Source organism: Mesorhizobium sp. WSM4836 (assembly GCF_055811815.1).
Genome location: NZ_JBVVQF010000043.1, coordinates 15,131 through 32,607, shown reverse-complemented (window position 1 = coordinate 32,607; position 17,477 = coordinate 15,131). Strand labels below are relative to the sequence as shown.

At 61.8% G+C, this 17,477-nt stretch carries 15 protein-coding genes and 2 pseudogenes; 14 read left to right on the top strand and 3 right to left on the bottom strand.

What is annotated here, in order from left to right:
• Positions 1-79: 79 nt before the first annotated feature.
• Positions 80-556, top strand: a pseudogene (locus tag AC0L2P_RS30550) (transposase); the annotation flags it as partial.
• A 326-nt stretch (positions 557-882) separates the two neighbouring features.
• On the opposite strand, the pseudogene AC0L2P_RS30545 reads toward AC0L2P_RS30550, so the two are convergent.
• The 3 genes and pseudogenes from AC0L2P_RS30545 to AC0L2P_RS30535 all read right to left on the bottom strand — a co-directional run.
• A pseudogene (locus AC0L2P_RS30545) lies at positions 883-1,331 on the bottom strand (phospholipase effector Tle1 domain-containing protein); the annotation flags it as partial.
• Between the two features lie 104 nt (positions 1,332-1,435).
• Positions 1,436-2,302 (bottom strand): hypothetical protein, encoded by an 867-nt coding sequence (locus tag AC0L2P_RS30540; RefSeq protein WP_473506806.1) that lies wholly within the window; start codon positions 2,300-2,302, stop codon positions 1,436-1,438.
• A gap of 72 nt (positions 2,303-2,374) precedes the next feature.
• On the bottom strand, positions 2,375-2,794 hold the full coding sequence (locus tag AC0L2P_RS30535; RefSeq protein ID WP_473506804.1) for an NUDIX hydrolase: 420 nt from the start codon (positions 2,792-2,794) through the stop codon (positions 2,375-2,377).
• A 544-nt stretch (positions 2,795-3,338) separates the two neighbouring features.
• On the opposite strand from AC0L2P_RS30535, the gene AC0L2P_RS30530 reads away from it, so the two are divergent.
• The 13 genes from AC0L2P_RS30530 to AC0L2P_RS30470 all read left to right on the top strand — a co-directional run bounded on the left by AC0L2P_RS30530 (position 3,339) and on the right by AC0L2P_RS30470 (position 17,436).
• A complete protein-coding gene (locus AC0L2P_RS30530; protein WP_473506802.1) occupies positions 3,339-4,874 on the top strand; it encodes a phospholipase D-like domain-containing protein in 1,536 nt (511 codons plus the stop codon).
• A complete protein-coding gene (locus tag AC0L2P_RS30525) occupies positions 4,871-5,050 on the top strand; it encodes a hypothetical protein (protein ID WP_473506800.1) in 180 nt (59 codons plus the stop codon). The genes AC0L2P_RS30530 and AC0L2P_RS30525 overlap by 4 nt, the downstream gene beginning before the upstream one ends.
• 1,146 nt (positions 5,051-6,196) lie before the next feature.
• Positions 6,197-6,766: an FMN reductase gene (gene msuE, locus AC0L2P_RS30520; RefSeq protein ID WP_473506798.1), complete on the top strand. Its 570-nt coding sequence runs from the start codon at positions 6,197-6,199 to the stop codon at positions 6,764-6,766.
• A gap of 25 nt (positions 6,767-6,791) precedes the next feature.
• Positions 6,792-7,892, top strand: coding sequence for a dimethylsulfone monooxygenase SfnG (gene sfnG / locus AC0L2P_RS30515; RefSeq protein ID WP_473506796.1), 1,101 nt, complete (start codon positions 6,792-6,794; stop codon positions 7,890-7,892).
• A 54-nt stretch (positions 7,893-7,946) separates the two neighbouring features.
• On the top strand, positions 7,947-8,849 hold the full coding sequence (locus tag AC0L2P_RS30510) for an ABC transporter ATP-binding protein (protein ID WP_473506794.1): 903 nt from the start codon (positions 7,947-7,949) through the stop codon (positions 8,847-8,849).
• Positions 8,849-9,745, top strand: a complete 897-nt coding sequence (locus tag AC0L2P_RS30505) for a branched-chain amino acid ABC transporter permease (RefSeq protein ID WP_473506792.1) — start codon at positions 8,849-8,851, stop codon at positions 9,743-9,745. Before AC0L2P_RS30510 ends, AC0L2P_RS30505 begins: the two co-directional genes overlap by 1 nt.
• 3 nt (positions 9,746-9,748) lie before the next feature.
• Positions 9,749-10,786, top strand: a complete 1,038-nt coding sequence (locus AC0L2P_RS30500; RefSeq protein WP_473506790.1) for a branched-chain amino acid ABC transporter permease — start codon at positions 9,749-9,751, stop codon at positions 10,784-10,786.
• A 51-nt stretch (positions 10,787-10,837) separates the two neighbouring features.
• Positions 10,838-12,169: an ABC transporter substrate-binding protein gene (locus AC0L2P_RS30495; RefSeq protein WP_473506788.1), complete on the top strand. Its 1,332-nt coding sequence runs from the start codon at positions 10,838-10,840 to the stop codon at positions 12,167-12,169.
• 63 nt (positions 12,170-12,232) lie between these two features.
• Positions 12,233-13,024: an ABC transporter ATP-binding protein gene (locus AC0L2P_RS30490; protein ID WP_473506786.1), complete on the top strand. Its 792-nt coding sequence runs from the start codon at positions 12,233-12,235 to the stop codon at positions 13,022-13,024.
• The gene (locus AC0L2P_RS30485) at positions 13,021-14,268 is read left to right on the top strand and encodes an SfnB family sulfur acquisition oxidoreductase (RefSeq protein ID WP_473506784.1); all 1,248 of its coding nucleotides are present in this window, start codon (positions 13,021-13,023) and stop codon (positions 14,266-14,268) included. The genes AC0L2P_RS30490 and AC0L2P_RS30485 overlap by 4 nt, the downstream gene beginning before the upstream one ends.
• A gap of 32 nt (positions 14,269-14,300) precedes the next feature.
• Complete coding sequence (ssuD, locus tag AC0L2P_RS30480) at positions 14,301-15,476, top strand: FMNH2-dependent alkanesulfonate monooxygenase (RefSeq protein ID WP_473506782.1); 1,176 nt, start codon at positions 14,301-14,303, stop codon at positions 15,474-15,476.
• Positions 15,473-16,903: an FAD/NAD(P)-binding protein gene (locus tag AC0L2P_RS30475; protein WP_473506780.1), complete on the top strand. Its 1,431-nt coding sequence runs from the start codon at positions 15,473-15,475 to the stop codon at positions 16,901-16,903. The genes ssuD and AC0L2P_RS30475 overlap by 4 nt, the downstream gene beginning before the upstream one ends.
• Before the next feature lie 26 nt (positions 16,904-16,929).
• On the top strand, positions 16,930-17,436 hold the full coding sequence (locus tag AC0L2P_RS30470; RefSeq protein WP_473506778.1) for a flavin reductase family protein: 507 nt from the start codon (positions 16,930-16,932) through the stop codon (positions 17,434-17,436).
• The last annotated feature ends 41 nt before the right edge of the window (positions 17,437-17,477 follow it).

The following is a 17,477-nucleotide window of genomic DNA, read 5'->3' as shown; positions in this document are numbered from 1 at the left end:
GTTCCTTCTCGATAGCCATGTGATGATTCTCTCCTTTTCATCATCATGGCCTCGCGCACAGAATTCCTGACAGTCCCGAGGGGATCGTCTGTTTGAGGAAACCTCGCCCGAGGAACTGGCCAGCGAACTCGCGCCCGAGGACTGGGTCTGTCATGCGGCAGGTGAAGGCGCCAAAGGGCCTCGGCTCTATGACTGGGCACGCATCCGCCGCCCTTGGACGTCAAAAGGCGGCCTTGAGCATTGGCTTCTCGTTCGCCGCAAGCGATCGACATCTGGAGAAAAAGCCTACTACCTGGTCTTTGCCCCGCCCGGATCCTCCTTGGCCGAGTTGGCGGCAGTGGCCGGTCTACGCTGGGCGGTCGAGGAGTGCTTTGCGCGCGCCAAGGATGATCTCCGCCTTGATCATTGCGAGGCGCGGTCCTGGCATGGATGGCATCGCCACATGAGCCTGTGCATGGCCGCCCTGGCGTTCCTCTCCAAGCTATCGGCTGATCTTCGCCGCAGCGCATGGAGCAAACCGAACGAAACGAGTCCAAAGCAGCCAATCGTCGCCTGATCCGGATGGCTGCGCTCGTCCCGAGCGTCCCCGAGATCCGCTATCTCCTCGCCCGGGTCCTCATCTTCCCACCGACACAAAAGCCCTTCATCATCGCTTGGTCGCTATGGCGACGACGACATCAAGCTGCGGCCACCATCTGTCACTACAAACGGCGCGGATATCCGCAACTGTAGTACTAGATCAAGGTCCCGGGTGAACACCGCGGCTCCCTGGTCGGCGGATTTATTGAAATGCAAAAAAGGTGAGGGTCATGGGCTATTCGGCCTTTCGGTTTTCCTGAACGGCCTACGTGAGAATAGCGCTTCCGTCATATCGAGCTCGCAAACGGCTTTCTCAGCAATATCACGCGTTGAATTTCGAAATCGCGGAAGAGGGGCATCCCCCACACGGGTCGGTACGCCGCAAAGCTTGAGAAGGTTGGCAACCGCTCTGACGGTGTAGGCGCCTCTGCTAAAGCCAAAGAGGAAGATGCGATCTCGCGGTTGATAGTGATTGATGATGAACTCGTAGCAATCCGCAATGTTGGCGGCGATACCGGTGCCCGAAACGGAGGCAAGCAGCTTCTGGACCCGCCGGACGACATCTGTCATGGCGGTTGCGGTCGTTTCCGTGCCCAGTCCTGGGTCATAGAAGGAAACTTGATGGCGACCGAACTCTCCGGACCGACACGACACGCCCGATAGAGCTTGTAAACATTGCTCATCCGCTGTTCTGCTCGAACACCACCCTCCTGGCCGGTCCCGTCCGAGAACACCACAATGTTCTTGCTCAAGCTGAATTGCCCCCAGAATCGGTACCTTACGTAAAAACCGGCTTCCCAGTTATCCCAGATCGTCGCGGACGAACCCGGCTTCAGATCGAAGCGCCGTCAGTCAGCTAATCTGTCGACATAGCAGGCGATAGCACTTGGGTCGACCTGGAGCCGGAACTCATATGCTCGGCCAGCTTCTTGGGATCCGTGAACCGGCTGTGATTCCACAGCAAGGCCATGAAACTTACAGTCATGCGCTCCCAGGCAAGCGCCGCTAGCGCGGTGAGCAGGAAACCGGCCGCCGTGGCGCCTACCGCCGTGGTTTGATCGGCCGAGAACGCGATCGCAGCAGCGGCTGCCAGCAGATGCAACCCAAACCAGGCGGTCACGGCGCTCGCAAGCCATGATGCACGGCTTGGCACAGCAACCGCGGTTGCCGAGGTGCGCGGCGCTTTCAGCCACCAGCGGGCGATCACGACCGCTGAGATGAGCGCCAGGAGTTCGAACAGCGGAAACAACACGGCAGCTGCGTTAGCCATTTGCTTATGGGTATCCGGCGGCCAGCCGCCGATGATTGCCGACACGGTGAGCACCGGCATCAGAACGACCATATTGCGGGCGACGCGAATGCGCGTGCGCAGCGCCTCCATGGCGCGCACTGCCGCTTCGCTTCCGTTGACGAGGATCTGGATCCGAAGCCAGTCCTCCGGGAAGACGTCTTGAACCAAGCCGCTCCCGACGAGCGCGTTGCGCTCTGCCGTCACCTTCTCCGCGAATTTGAGCCTGACCAGACCGAGCCACTGTTCGAGGATGGTGTCGGTCGAGCGGTCGATGATGACGCCGATCGCGAAGCCAAGCGCGATGGCGACGGCGAGCACATCGGTCGAAAGCCCGAAACCGAGCAGCCCCATGCTGTAAGCCGGGAAGAAGAGCGCCGCCAGCGTGATCAAGCCGGCCAGGACCAGCTCGACTAAAAGCTCGCCGATGCTCATGCGTTGAGCCCTTCTCCAGCGGAACCTTCGCCGCGGTACCTCACACCAATGCGCGGCGCCGTGACGCTCATGCTAGCGCGCCTTCTCCACTAGACCGCCCGCCCGGGCAATCAGCTCGCGCGATTCCGCAAAGGTGATGCGACCGAGCGCTTCCTCTAGCCCGAACCAGCCAAAGTGGCGCCCTTCGCGGTCTTCTCCATCCCCGGTCGCCAACATCAGGAAGAAGGCGATGCGCTGGGGCTGGCCGGAAACGATCAGCTCGATATCGCCCAGCGGCCGTACGACGCGCGTGCGGACGCCGGCCTCTTCCTCGACCTCGCGCACCGCCGCCTGATCGGGCTGCTCGCCCTCCTCGATGTGACCCTTAGGCAGCACCCATTCGCCCGGCTGACGGCGCGCAGTGACCAGCAGGAACTCGACCGCGCCGTGGCGGGAGCGGAAGACTACGCCGCCGGCATGTGTAAGGGCTTTTGAAGGAGAACGGTCAGTCACCAGGCGGCCTCGAGCATTTCAGTCCGATCTTATCCGAGCCCTAGAACGCGGCAAGGGTGCTCGGGATGGATATCTGTGCCGACTTGCCGGCCGAAGCGCAAATCCGTCCTTCGACCGAGACGTCTCCGGCCATCGCGCTCACCAACCTGCGTATCTCCACAGCCGAACGGACTGAATGAGGTGACCGATATGGCCCTGAACTCAAGGATTCCCCCAGCGTCAACAATAACAGCGTTGGGCCGAGAGACGAAGTATGAAGATCGGCGATATTTGTGTGTATAAGACTATTGCTCACCGGTCAGAGGCGCCTCAGGACTGTCACAAAACAGAAACAATCTCACGGCTAGTTTGATTACGGGGGAAGTTGCGGATACGGCTCTTTTTGATTGCAAATACCGCAAGTCGAGCCTCGGCATGCTCGACCGTCAGCTCGGCATGGGCGCGATAAGATTGGCTGCGCTTCTCAATGAGGCATTTCAGGTCCGCGGGCGCCCATAGACACGAACCTAAAACAGAAAAGGCACGGTCATTTCGGGAGGGGAATATGGCAGGAGAATTCCAGGTAAGTGGCAAGAACAGTGCCGCACTCTTTTCGCTCAAGTTGCACAGGGGCGACGGGATGGCCCTAATCGCGATGAACTGGAAAGAGGGCAAGCCCCCAAAGGAATTTGTGGGCTTTGCTATTGAGTATAAGGAACCGGGAGGTGACCGGTTCTACGCGCTCCAAAATCGCATCGCGTTTCCAGGACTTGGTGGAAAGGTCGACCCAAATCGAATGTCCACCCTAAGGTCACCCATTCAGAAGTTCCGATGGGTTCACCTCCCACGCGATGCCGAACTCGACGGCGAATTTGTTTATCGCGTCTCGCCTGTCTTTATGAACAAGCAGGATGAATTGAGCTATGGAGAGCAGCAACACGCGGCAATTGAGTTGCGACGAGAAACCTATCCAGGGCAGTTGAACATAAGCTACACGCGGGGCTTCGTGTCCTCCCAAGCGTTTGTCGATCGCTATGAATCTGCTGGAAAAATCTCCACTCTGCTTCCTAGATCAGCGGCGAAGGGGCTGAGTTTTGTTCCTACCCACCCGAAGGCGACCGCTGCCTTGGCATGGATGGGATTTGAGGCGCGTCACGCGATTCTCGAGGCGCTCGATCAGGCGATTGCCGCAGGAGCTGAGGTTAGGGTCGTGGCGTACGATCTGAGCGAGCCAGACGTGGTCTCGCGGCTTGAAAAGCTTGGCAGCAAACTCAAGATCATTATTGATGACAGCGCCGAACATAAAAAGTCCGGATCGGGCGAAAACCAAGCAGAAGAACGACTCGCGAAATCGGCTGGCGCCAAAAATGTCAAGCGGCAAGACATGGGCAGCCTGCAGCATAACAAGACGATCGTCATCAATGGCCCCAACCTTAAGAAGGTCGTCTGCGGCTCGACAAATTTCACGTGGCGTGGCTTCTTCGTCCAGTCGAACAACGCGCTGGTGGTCGATGGTGCCACGGCGGTCCAGTCCTATCTCCTTGCCTTCGACGGCTATTGGGCATCCGATGATCCCGAGGTTTTCGGCGGTTTGGCATCCGCCGAATGGGCGGACCTAGGTTTGGCTGGGATTGATGCAAAGGTAGCATTCTCTCCGCACTCCAGTGACAATGCGCTACTCGACAAAGTCGCCGCCGACATAGGCGAGACTAAGTCATCTCTATTCTTCTCCCTTGCCTTCTTGCACCAGACGCCCGGGTCGGTAACCGAAGCGATCAAGAGAGTTGTCAAGGACAAGGAAATCTTCGTCTACGGCATTTCCGACAAGGAAGTTGGAGGCATCGACGTACAATTGCCCGACGGCAAGATCGCGCCTGTTTTTCCGGCTGAACTGGCGGAGAATCTGCCGGAGCCCTTCAAGAAAGAGCCTACCGCCGGCAACGTGGGGAATCGGATGCATCATAAGTTCATCGTGATCGATTTCGACAAGCCCACTGCGCGTGTCTACACCGGCTATACAACTTCTCTGACCCCGCTGATCGCAAGAATGGAGAAAACCTGCTCCTCTTCAAAGACCGTCGTGTCGCTGTGTCCTATATGATAGAGGCGATCCGCATCTTCGATCACTATCATTTCAGAATCGCGCAAAAGAAGGCGGCGACGGCCAAGACCAAACTTCAACTTGCCAAGCCGCCGCGGACCAAGGGCGAGAAGCCATGGTGGGCGGAAGACTATGAGGTCACGCGGAAGATCAAAGATCGGCTGCTGTTCGCATAGAGGGGCCGGTATGCTCCGGCGAACGGCCTGCTGCAATCGCGGATTGAGGAGAGCTGGTTCCGATAACGAAATGTGCAAGACTAAGACCTTGAAGCGGTGAGTTTCAGAGCAGCATTTGAGTCATGAAACTGACTAATCCGCGCCCCTACGTGGAACGCATTTAACTGATGGGGCACCAATGGCATCGTTCGCGGTGGGTATAACAACCCAGATATACAAGCTTCAAACGGGGGCAGGGTCGAGCTGTCGAGTTTTACCACGACGACTATGGGAGGATTTTCGTCCGCGGCCCGCGCGGGCCAAGCTGCGCAGTCACTCGAATTTCACAATCCAGCGTGTGACCGCGATGCTTGGGTTGTTCAATTGACCGACTGAGGGTCCGCGGCCCAGCTCCGGAGCGCTTCAACCCAAAGCCTACGATGTGGAGTGGCGTACCCGGTGTTGCGAGCCGCTGGCCCCGCGTTTTTTGACATACGCTCATCATACAGGCCGTGTACCTTCTGTCTGAAGGAAGAAAGTGATGGATCACTCCGAGCTGACTTTGACCAATATATTGCGCGATCCCCTCATCAGGCAGGTTTTGCGGGCGGATCGGATTTCCCTACCGCAATTTGCGGTACTCCTCCAGGAGGCAGCCCGCAAACATCAGAAGTCTACAGTCGGCGCATGCCTCGATGCGACGAGGGTCAACGCGCCGGACCTGATTGCGCCCGTGACCGCACAGCCGGCTATGGAACTCGCTCCAGTTTCTCATAGCGTTTGATCAGTCTGTCAATGACCGTGGAATCGGGACCCCGCATTTTCGCGCAAAAGGGACCCCGGTGTTGGGGCGGTGAAGGGCACGCCGATGAGCGCCCGATCAGGCGGAGCTGGTCGGGGTTGCACAGCCTGATCGGGCGCGGCTGATTGGCTTTTCGGCTTTAGCTTTGAGAGCGGCTGACCGCGCCGCCGCCGATCCGGCGTGCGTTTGGCGCCGCATCCCGCTCCTAAACCGTCACCCCTTTGCCATGCGGCTAACAGCGCCGTTTTTCCCACTGACGTGAAAACATCGGAACAAAGTACCTTATCTCTACAGATTTTATAGAATATCGTTTGGCCTGGTTTGATGCTGGCCTAGCGGGCATGCAAAGTGTGGAGATTGATGACTTGGCACGGCTATCGGTTCTCGGAATATCAGGCGGTGTAAGCAAGCCGTCCCGTACCACGGCGGTGGTGAATGCGCTGGTCAAGGCGGTCGCGCTGCGCGTCCCTGCAGACACAGGCCTGATTGAGATCACGGAGGCAGCACCCTCGCTTTTCGCCGGATTATCCCGCGGCGCACTTGGCGCATCTGGAGAAGCGATTATCCAGCGTGTCGAGAAGGCCGATTTGCTCGTGGTCGGAACGCCTGTCTATAGGGCTTCCTACACTGGCGCTCTCAAGCACCTGTTCGACCTGGTCGACTACCGCGCGTTGACCGGCAAGACCGTGCTTCTCGCGGCGACCGGCGGGAGCCCATACCATGGCCTGGTGCTCGAACATCAGCTCCGGCCATTGTTCGGCTTTTTTGGCGCTGTCACCGTCCCGACGGGCGTCTACGGCGCGCCCGACGACTTCGTCGACGGCGATATCGTCGGCGCAGCCATCATTGAGCGCATTGCAAGGGCCGCTACCGACGCGGTCTCCTTGCTCAACTCCAGTCACGCAAATGCTGCCGTCGCCACGCGCGTCGGCTGAGCCAATCAACAGGGGAAACGACGACATGAGTTCGCATTCCGAGGCCATCAAATTCGCCTACTGGGTCCCGAATGTCTCCGGCGGTCTGGTCATTTCCAACATCGAGCAGCGGACGGGTTGGGATATCGACTACAACCGCAAGCTCGCCCAGATTGCCGAGGCCAACGGCTTCGACTATGCGCTGAGCCAGATCCGTTTCACAGCCGGCTATGGGGCCGACAACCAGCACGAATCAGTCTCGTTCAGCCATGCCTTGCTTGCCGCGACCACAACGCTGAAGGTCATCGCAGCGATCCTGCCCGGCCCGTGGAACCCTGCGCTGGCGGCCAAGCAGATCGCTACCATCAACCACCTGACCAATGGCCGCGTATCCGTCAATGTCGTCAGCGGCTGGTTCCGTGGCGAGTTCGCCGCCATTGGCGAACTCTGGCTCGACCATGACGAGCGCTATCGCCGGTCGGAGGAATTCATCCGCGCGCTGCGTGGCATCTGGACTGAGGACAGTTTCACGCTGAAGGGGGATTTCTACCGCTTCACCAACTATTCGATGAAGCCGAAGCCAATCGAGCCCTTGCCCGAGATCTTCCAGGGTGGCTCGTCGCGCGCCGCGCGCGACATGGCTTCGCGGGTCTCCGACTGGTATTTCACCAACGGAAATACCCCGGAGGAAATCCGGAAGCAGGTCGACGACATCCGCGCCAAGGCGAATGCCAACGGCCACAAGGTTAGGGTCGGCGTTAACGCTTTCGCCATCGCGAGAGACAGCGAACAAGAGGCGCGCGCCGTGCTCGACGAGATCGTCGCCAAGGCCAATCCCGAGGCAGTCCAGGGATTTGCCGACCAGGTCAAGAATGCCGGCAAGGCCTCGCCGGAAGGCGAAGGCAATTGGGCGAAATCCTCTTTCGAGGATCTGGTACAATACAATGACGGCTTCCGCAGCAACCTCATTGGCACGCCGGAGCAGATCGCTGAACGCATCCTCAAGCTCAAGGATGCCGGCGCCGACCTGATCCTGCTCGGCTTCCTGCATTTCCAGGAAGAGGTCGAGTTCTTCGGCAAGCGCGTCATGCCATTGGTGCGCGAACTGGAAGCAGCTCGCGACAGGGAGCTTGTCGCTGCGGAATAGGTCAGGCGCGGCCTTCGGGCCGCTGCCAGCTCTCCTTCAAAACAGGGACGTCTCATGATTGGTGCTTCGCTGGGAGCCGCCGCATACGAGCGCGCGCCCGAAATTTCCCGCATTCTTGCTGGTGCTGGCCCCGTGGAGGACACGCGCCGGGCGCGCCCGTCGGCAAAGGCTGATGCGATCCTGACGCTGAGTGGGATCGGTATTTCCTTTGGCGGCGTCAAGGCGCTGAGCGATGTTGATCTCGAGGTCAAAGGTGGAGAGATCCGCGCGGTCATCGGCCCCAACGGCGCTGGCAAGTCCTCGCTGATCAACATCATCAGCGGCCTTTATCACGCCGACCATGGCAGGATCGCGATCGATGGCCAGTCCTTCTCGCGGGTGCCGGCGAGCCGTCTGGCGCGACTGGGCGTTGCACGAACCTTCCAGAACTTGGCGCTGTTCGGCGGGCTTTCGGTGCGTGACAACATCGCGTCCGGCCGCGTCCACACCAGGCGCGCCAGTTTTGTCGAACACATTGCAGGCCTGCCACGCGCCCGGCGCGAGGATGCGATGATCGCCGAAAAGACCGATCAGATAGTCGCCTTCCTGCATCTCGAGGCCGTCGCCGACCGGCTGGTCGCGACGCTGCCCTATGGCCTGCAGAAGCGGGTCGAACTCGCCCGCGCGCTGGTCGCCGAGCCGAAGATCCTGCTGCTCGATGAGCCGATGGCCGGTATGACCGCGACCGAGAAGGCCGAGATGGCCGGCTTCGTGCGTGCGGGGCGCGACCGGCACGGCGTCACCATCATCCTGATCGAGCACGATATCGGCGTGGTCATGGGGCTCTCCGATCGGGTCGCGGTGCTCGACCACGGCCGCAAGATCGCCGACGGCACGCCAGCCGAGGTCAGGGCCGATCCGGCGGTGATCCGGGCCTACATCGGCACTGCCGATGGCGAGAATGGCGAGGGCATCTGATGAGCTACTATGATTTCCTCTTCGCTATCGAAGTGCTGGTGGGCGGCCTGCTCTCCGGCGTGATGTATTCGCTCGTCGCGATCGGCTTCGTGCTGATCTACAAGACATCGGGTGTGCTGAACTTCGCGCAAGGGTCGATGGTGCTGTTCGCGGCACTCACCTTTGTAAGCCTCGTCGAACGTCGCGTCCCCTTCGCGCTTTCGCTGCTCCTCACCTTGGCGGTCATGGTCGCGCTCGGCTTCACCATCGAGCGGACTGTGCTCAGGCCGCTGGTCAATCGCTCGCCGATGACGCTGTTCATGGCCACACTTGGCCTGTCCTACCTCATCGAGGGCGCTGCCCAGTTGATGTGGGGCACGCAGGTGCACGGGCTCGATCTCGGCATAGACGACACGCCCTTTGAGGTCGGCGGCATCCTGATCTCGTCATTTGACCTTCTCGCCGCAGGCATAGCCGCGGCGATGGTGGCGGGCTTGAGCGCATTCTTCTACTGGACCCGGATCGGACTGGCGTTTCGCGCCGTCGCCGACGACCAGTTTGCAGCACTTGCCGTCGGGCTGCGGCTGCCCCGCATCTGGGGAACCGTGTGGACGGCCGCGGGGTTCGTGGCGCTAGTTGCGGGGCTGCTGTGGGGCGCGCGCCTCGGCGTCCAGTTCTCGCTGTCGTTGATAGTGCTGAAGGCGTTGCCGGTGCTGGTGCTCGGCGGCTTTGATTCCATCCTCGGCGCCATCGTCGGCGGCCTTATCATCGGCGCCAGCGAAAAGCTCGCAGAGGTCTATCTCGGCGCCTTTGTCGGCGGCGGCATCGAAGGCTGGTTCGCCTATGCGCTGGCGCTGGTGGTCCTGCTGGTGCGCCCCTCCGGCCTGTTCGGCCAGAAAACCGTCGAAAGGGTCTGACCGATGGCCGTGCAAGCGCTCGATGCCGCAAGGCTTCCAATCGACCGGCAGAAGTTGGCTCTGCCGGCCGTGCTGATCGCCGTGGCCTACGGCCTGATCCCCGCCTATGCGTCGAGCTATCTCGTCGAGGCGATCCTGTTGCCGTTCCTGGCGCTCAGCCTGGCGGCGGTCGGCCTCAACCTTTTGACCGGCTATTGTGGCCAGCTTTCGCTTGGCTCCTCTGCGTTCATGGCGGTCGGCGCTTTTGCCGCCTACAATGTCAACCTACGGGTCGAAGGACTGCCGCTGGCCGCAACTGTGATCCTGGCGGGGATTTCGGGCGCCGGCATCGGCCTCGTGTTCGGATTGCCGAGCCTGCGCCTGCGCGGCTTCTATCTCGCCGTTTCGACGCTCGCCGCCCAATTCTTCGTGCAGTGGGCGCTGACCAAGTTCGGCTGGTTTTCCAACGACAACCCTTCCGGCGTCATTTCGGCGCCGCATCTCACCGTCGCCGGGTTCTCGCTCGACGGCGCGACCGGCCGCTACCTGCTTTCCCTTACCACGGTCATCGTGCTGACGGGTCTCGTCTGGTGTCTGGTCAACAGCGCGACCGGCCGCAACTTCATCGCCGTGCGCGACAACGAAACCGCGGCACGCGTCATCGGTGTTCCGGTCCTCCGGACCAAGCTGCTGGCCTTCGCCATCTCGTCTTTCGTCATCGGCGTCGCCGGCGTCTTGTGGGCCTTCACCTATCTGCGCACCGTCGAGCCGGCCGGCTTCAACCTCGACCGCTCGTTCCAGATTCTGTTCATCATCATCATCGGCGGCCTGGCCTCGATACGCGGCGCCTTTCTGGGCGCGGCGTTCATCGTCATCTTCCCGCTCGTTCTCTCCCGGCTCGGCGCCTTCCTGTTCGGCGGCGTGTTCGATTCAGGCGTGCTCGACATGAGCCAGCGCATCGTGCTTGGCGCGCTCATCATCATCTTCCTCATCGCGGAGCCGAGCGGGCTGTCGGCCCTCTTCGACCGCCTGAAACGACGGATCGGCTCAAGGTCCAGCTGAGCGCCGCTCGACTTCCTCCCCTCACGGACCACAACCTCAGGAGACGCACTCATGACCTTCTTCAGCCACCTACGAAAGGCGGCGATCGCCACGGGCTTCGTCCTCGGCGCGACGGCGGTTCACGCCGACGAACAGTATTTTCCCCTGCAGAGCTACCGCGTCGGCCCTTACGCCGCCGGCGGCACCGGCTTCTTCGGCGGCTTCATCGACTATCTCAACCTGATCAACATCCGCGACGGCGGGGTCAACGGCGTCAAGCTGACCTGGAGCGAAGGCGAGACGCAGTATGAGGTCGAGAAGGGTGTCGAGGTCTACGAACGATTGAAGAGCAATCCCGGCATCGCCGCCTGGAACCCGCTTTCGGTCGGCATCGCATACGCCATGATCGACCGCATCACCGACGACAAGGTGCCGCTGATCACCATCAACCATGGCCGCACCGACACCACGGACGGGCGCGTGTTCCCCTACGTCTTCCCGCTGCTTCTCAATCCCTACAGCGAGACGTCCGGAATCGTGAACTACATTGCTTCCAAGGAAGGCGGTCTCGAGAAGCTCAAGGGCAAGAAGATCGTGGTGCTCTATCACGGCTCGCCCTATGGCAAGGAGACGATCCCGATCTATGACCTGCTGTCGCAGAAATATGGCTTCGAGCTGTCGCAGATCGAGGTTCCGCATCCGGGCAACGAGCAGCAGGCACAATGGCTGACGATCCGGCGCGAGCGTCCCGACTATGTGGTGCTGCGCGGCTGGGGCGTGATGAACCCCGTCGCCTTGAAGACCGCGCAGAAGACCGGCTTCCCGGCCGATCACATCGTCGGCAATGTTTGGTCCAATTCGGAAGAGGACGTGATCCCCGCGGGCGAGGCCGCCAAGGGTTATACGGCCATCACCACCCAGGCGTCGGGCGAGCAGTATCCGGTAGTCCAGGAGATCGTCAAAACGGTCTACGGCGCCGGCAAGGGCAATCTCGAGGACAAGAGCCGCATCGGCTCAGTCTACCACAATCTCGGCATCGTCAACGGCATCCTCAACGTCGAGGCGGTCCGCATCGCGCAGGCGAAGTTCGGCAATCGCACGCTGACCGGCGACGAAGTGCGTTGGGGCTTCGAGCATCTCAAGCTCGATCCGGCGCGCATCGAGGCGCTCGGCGCCAAGGATCTGTTCCACTCGATCAACGTCTCCTGGGACAATCACGAGGGTGACGGCTACGTGACCTTCCAGCAGTGGGACGGCAAGAAGTGGAATGTCGTTTCCGACTGGATCGCGCCCGACTGGAAGCTGCTGCGCCCGATCATCGAGAAGTCGTCCGAGGCCTATGCCAGCGAGAAGGGCATCAAGATCCGCACGGCCGAGGACGCCGACGCAGTGGTCAGCAACTGAGTTTGCCATGACGCGGCCGGCCCATGGGCCGGCCGCGCCATCCAGGCGCAAGCGGAGTCATCGATGTCCAGCCCGCAATACCCGATACTGTCAGTCAGCAGCGTGGAAGCTGTCTACAACGGCGCCATCGCCGCCCTACACGGCGTCGACTTGTTGGTTGGCAGGGGTGAGATCGTCGCGCTGCTCGGCTCCAACGGTGCCGGCAAGACGACACTGCTGCGCGCCCTATCCAATCTTCTTCCGGCCGAGCGCGGCACTGTTACCGCCGGCCGGATCACCTTCGATGGCGAGGATGTTTCAAGCGCGAGCCCCTCGCACCTAGTCCGCAGGGGCCTCGTCCAGGTTCTCGAGGGTCGGCACTGCTTCCGCTCGCTGACGGTCGAGGAGAACCTCTCCACCGGCGCGCTCGGACGCTCGTCTTCTCGCATTGGCGTCAAGGCCGACCTCGATCGTGTCTATGCGCTTTTCCCGAGGCTCTCAGAGAAGCGGGGAACGCGCTCGGGCCTCACCTCCGGCGGCGAGCAGCAAATGACGGCGATCGGCCGTGGTCTGATGTCGCGGCCGAAACTCTTCGTGCTGGACGAGCCGTCAATGGGGCTCGCGCCGCTGATCGTCGACGAGATCTTCAGCGCCCTGAAACGGCTTAACCGCGACGAAGGCCTTTCGATCCTCGTTGCTGAACAGAATTCGGCGGTCGCGCTGAAATACGCCGACCGCGCCACCGTGCTCGAGAACGGCGTCAGCGTGCTGGAAGGATCGGCTGCCGACCTGCGCCAGCGCGCCGACATCAAGGGCTACTACCTCGGCGGCGCGCCGCTTCCACCGCAACATTTTCCCAAGGAGACAGCAGCATGACCATCCAATCCAAGCAGCCATCCGACGCTCGAGTTGCCGTGCATCCGGTCGAGCGTCCGTCGGCCAAGGCGCATATCGTCAAGACCGACGCCGAGGCGATCGCTGTCGCCGAAAAACTCGCCGCCGAATTCGCTAGGGATGCCTCCAAGCGGGATCGTGAACGCATCTGGCCGACGGACGAGCTCGATGCGTTCTCGCAGAGCGGCCTGTGGTCGATCAACGTGCCGAAAGCCTATGGCGGGCCGGAGCTCTCCTATGTGACGCTGTCGAAAGTGATCACCATCATCTCGGCGGCCGATCCGTCGCTGGGCCAGATTCCGCAGAACCATCTCGGCGTCGTCGCCGCCATCCGCACCGTCTCCGACGAGGCCCAGAAGAAGCTGCTTTTCGCCGAGGTTCTGTCCGGCACGCGCTTCGGCAACGCGTTCTCCGAGTTCGGTTCCAAGCGGGCGGCCGACTTCGAAACCAAGTTCGTCGATGCCGGCGACCATGTCGTCGTCAACGGTCAGAAATTCTATTCGAGCGGCGCGCTGCTTGCCCATCTCGTGCCGATCGTGGCGCTCGATGACGAGGGGCGTGCTTGGTATGCCATCGCCGATCGCGGCGCGCCCGGGCTGACGGTCATCGACGACTGGTCGAGCTTCGGCCAGAAGACGACGCTGTCCGGCACGGTTCTGCTCGACAATGTGAAGGTGCCGAAAACGCATCTCGTTCCCGGCTACAAGGGCTACGACAGGCCGACCGCCGACGGCGCCATCTTCCAAATCATCCAGGCCGCGGTCGATCTCGGCATCGCCAAGGCGGCGATCGACGAGACTGTCGGCTTCGTGCGCACCAAGTCGCGCGCCTGGATCGACAGCGGCGTCGATCATGCCTGGCAGGATCCTTATACGATCCAGGCGATTGGCGACCTTCGCCTGCGGGCCAATGCGGCAGAGGCCGTTCTGGAAAAGGCCGGGCTTGCGGTCGATCGCGCCGTTGCCGACCCGAACGAGAAGACCGTCGCGGAAGCGCAGATCGCTGTGGCGGAATCCAAGATACTCACCACCGAGATCGCCATCAGCGCCACCAACAAATTGTTCGAACTCGCAGGGACCCGCTCGACGCTTGCCGAGCACAATCTCGACCGGCACTGGCGCAACGCCCGCACCCACACGCTGCACGATCCGGTGCGCTGGAAATACGCGATCCTCGGCAACTACTACCTGAACGACGTCAACCCGCCGTTCCATGCCTGGAGCTGAGCGAGGCGCCGTCAAGTCATAGAGGACCATTCATGAGCATTGCCACTCCCGACAGGATCAAGGTCCTGTGGTTTCTTCCGACCCATGGCGACAGCCGCTATCTCGGCACCTCCGAGGGTGGCAGGGCAGTCGACTTGCCCTATCTCACCCAGGTCGCCAAGGCCGCCGATGCCATCGGTTACTATGGCGCGCTACTGCCGACCGGACGCAGCTGCGAGGACAGCTGGGTCGTGGCTTCGGCGCTGGCGCCGCTGACGCAGCGGCTTCGCTTCCTTGTCGCTGTCAGGCCGGGCCTGCAATCGCCGACGCTTGCCGCGCGCATGACCTCGACGCTCGACCGTATTTCCGGCGGACGGCTGCTTATCAATGTGGTCACCGGTGGCGATCCGGTCGAGAACAAGGGCGACGGCATCTTCCTCAGCCATGACGAGCGCTATGAGGTGACGCGGGAATTCCTCGACATCTACAAGGCGGTGCTGCGCGGTGAGACCGTAGCGTTCGCAGGCAAGCACTTCCGTATCGAGGATGGCCGCCTGCTTTTCCCGCCTGTGCAGACGCCTCATCCGCCGCTCTATTTCGGAGGCTCGTCCGATGCCGCCAACGCAGTCGCCGCTGAGCAGATCGAGAAATATCTGACCTGGGGCGAACCACCGGCAGATGTCGCCGCCAAGCTCGACCATGTGCGCAGCCTTGCCGAGAAAGCCGGGCGCCAGGTGACCTTCGGCATCAGGTTGCATGTCATCGTCCGCGAAACCAATGATGAGGCGTGGGCCGACGCCGACCGGCTGATCAGCCGCCTGGACGACAAGACGATCGCCGAGGCGCAGAAGGTGTTCGCGCGCATGGATTCGGTTGGCCAGTCGCGCATGAGCCGGCTGCATGGCGGGCATCGCGATAAGCTAGAAATCAGCCCCAACCTGTGGGCCGGCGTCGGCCTGGTCCGCGGCGGCGCCGGCACCGCTTTGATCGGCGATGCGGCGACAGTTGCGGAACGGATTGACGAATACCGGCGTATCGGAATCGATACTTTTATCCTCTCCGGTTATCCGCATCTGGAGGAGGCCTATCGCTTCGGCGAACTGGTGCTGCCGCTGTTGCCGCTCGATCATGAAATTTCGACACGACCGACGTCCGTGAACATGGGGCCTTTCGGTGAAACGGTGGCCGGTGACCATAGGCCGTCGGCGCTGCGCGCGAGTCAGTCTTGAGCGCCAGAGAATCGGGCAGGGGACCGGTCGTAGCCATCATTGGCGGCGGCTTTTCCGGAGCGGCGACCGCGTTCCATCTTGCGCGGCTGCTGCCGGCCGGTGCTGCCGATATCGTGGTCGTCGAGCCGCGGGAGGGGCTCGGCTATGGTCTGGCCTATTCGACGGCCGATCCCTCACACCGCATCAATGTGCCGGCGTCGAGAATGACGCTGATCTCCGGCCAGAACAGCCACTTTGCCGATTGGCTGGAGCAGACCGGCGCGATTCTCGACGATGCGGAGGCTATTGTCGCCAATGGAATGCTTTACCCGCAGCGTCGCGTTTTCGGGCGCTACGTGGAATCCCATCTTCAGTCTTGGCTGAACAGCAAAACGATCCGCCATGTCAGATCCGCGGTCGCGTCAGCCGAGCTCAGTGGCGAGGGCTACCACCTGATCCTCGCTGATGGAGGAACGCTCGCAGCGGACGCCCTGGTGATTGCGACGACGCATCCGCCACCGACCTTGCCATTGCCGCTGCAGTCCGTGGCTGGCGCAGCCGGGCTGGTAGCCAATCCCTATGATCTCGAAAGGCTGGAAGCGATAGGACGCTACGACCATGTGCTCGTCGTCGGCACTGGACTGACGTCGGCGGATGTCATCGCAACGCTCGACCGCAATGGCCATCGCGGTCGCATCACAGCACTTTCGCGCCATGGCTACCGGTCGCGAGGCCATGCGGCTACGCATGCCGATCCGATCGGCGACTTCACCGGCCTGCCTTCACGCAGCGCCACCGTGCTGCTCAGGCGTATCCGGTCGACCATCGCAACCGCCGCGCAGCAGGGCGAAGGCTGGCACCCGGTGCTCGACGCCGTCCGGCGACAAGGGCAGATCATCTGGCAGGCCCTGCCGCTCGCTGAGCAACGCCGCGTCGTGCGGCACCTTCGCGCGCTGTGGGATGTGCATCGCTTCCGCGTGGCGCCACAGATCATGGACATGCTTGATCGCCAGGTTGCCGAGGGTAGGCTTGCCTATCGCGCTGCATCGATTGTCGGCGCCGAACAGATCGACGGACGCATTCGGGTCACGCAGCGACTGCGTGGCCAACGCCGCCTCCTTGCCGAGGCCTACGACAGCGTGATCGTGACGACCGGGCCGGCGCATGCCGATATTTTGCGGACCAATGCGGCGATTGCGGCGCTCGCACGGACGGGATTGGTGCGGCTCGACCCGATTGGCCTTGGCTTGGAGACTGACCCGCAAGGCCGTGCAGTCGGCACATCCGGGCGGCCGACTGGCAGCATTTTCGTCAGCGGGCCGCTGGCGCGCGGCAGCGTTGGCGAATTGATGGGAATTCCCGAAGTCACCGCCCATGCCGAGCGCATCGCCGACGAAATTCAACAATGGCTAGGATACCAGACGGCGTTGCGTCGCAGGGCGTCGTGAACCTACAAAAAATGAGGCTAAGCCAGATGACACTGACCGAACGCGCTCCCCAGATTGAAACCCGTGTCCCTCTCAAATCTGCCATGCGGCACCTGGCTGGAGCCGTGTCCGTGGTTACCGCAGGTATTGGCGACGAAAGGACGGGCGCAACCGTTACCACCGCCCACTCACTGTCCGTCGAGCCGGAGGTAATGGTCGTCAGTATCAACCTGAACTCGTCAACCTGGGCAGCAATCAGGCGGCACAGGCATTTCTGCGTGAACGTGCTGCGAGCCGACCAGGTCGCGATTGCCGATCGCTTCGCCGGACGCGGCGGCCTGAAGGGGGTGGAGCGTTACGAGGGGGCTCGCTGGCTTAGCCTTGCGACCGGCGCGTTGGCGCTCGACGGCGCGCTTGCCGCCGTCGACTGTGCGGTCGAAGACCTGATCGTCCGCCACAGCCACGCTCTGATCCTCGGCAGCGTCAGGTATGTGGCGAGCGGAGAGCCCGGCCCGGCATTGATCTATCATCACGGCGCATATGGATCGTCGTAAGTGCCGATGTGTGACGTTCCGGGCCGCGACCGACTTTGATG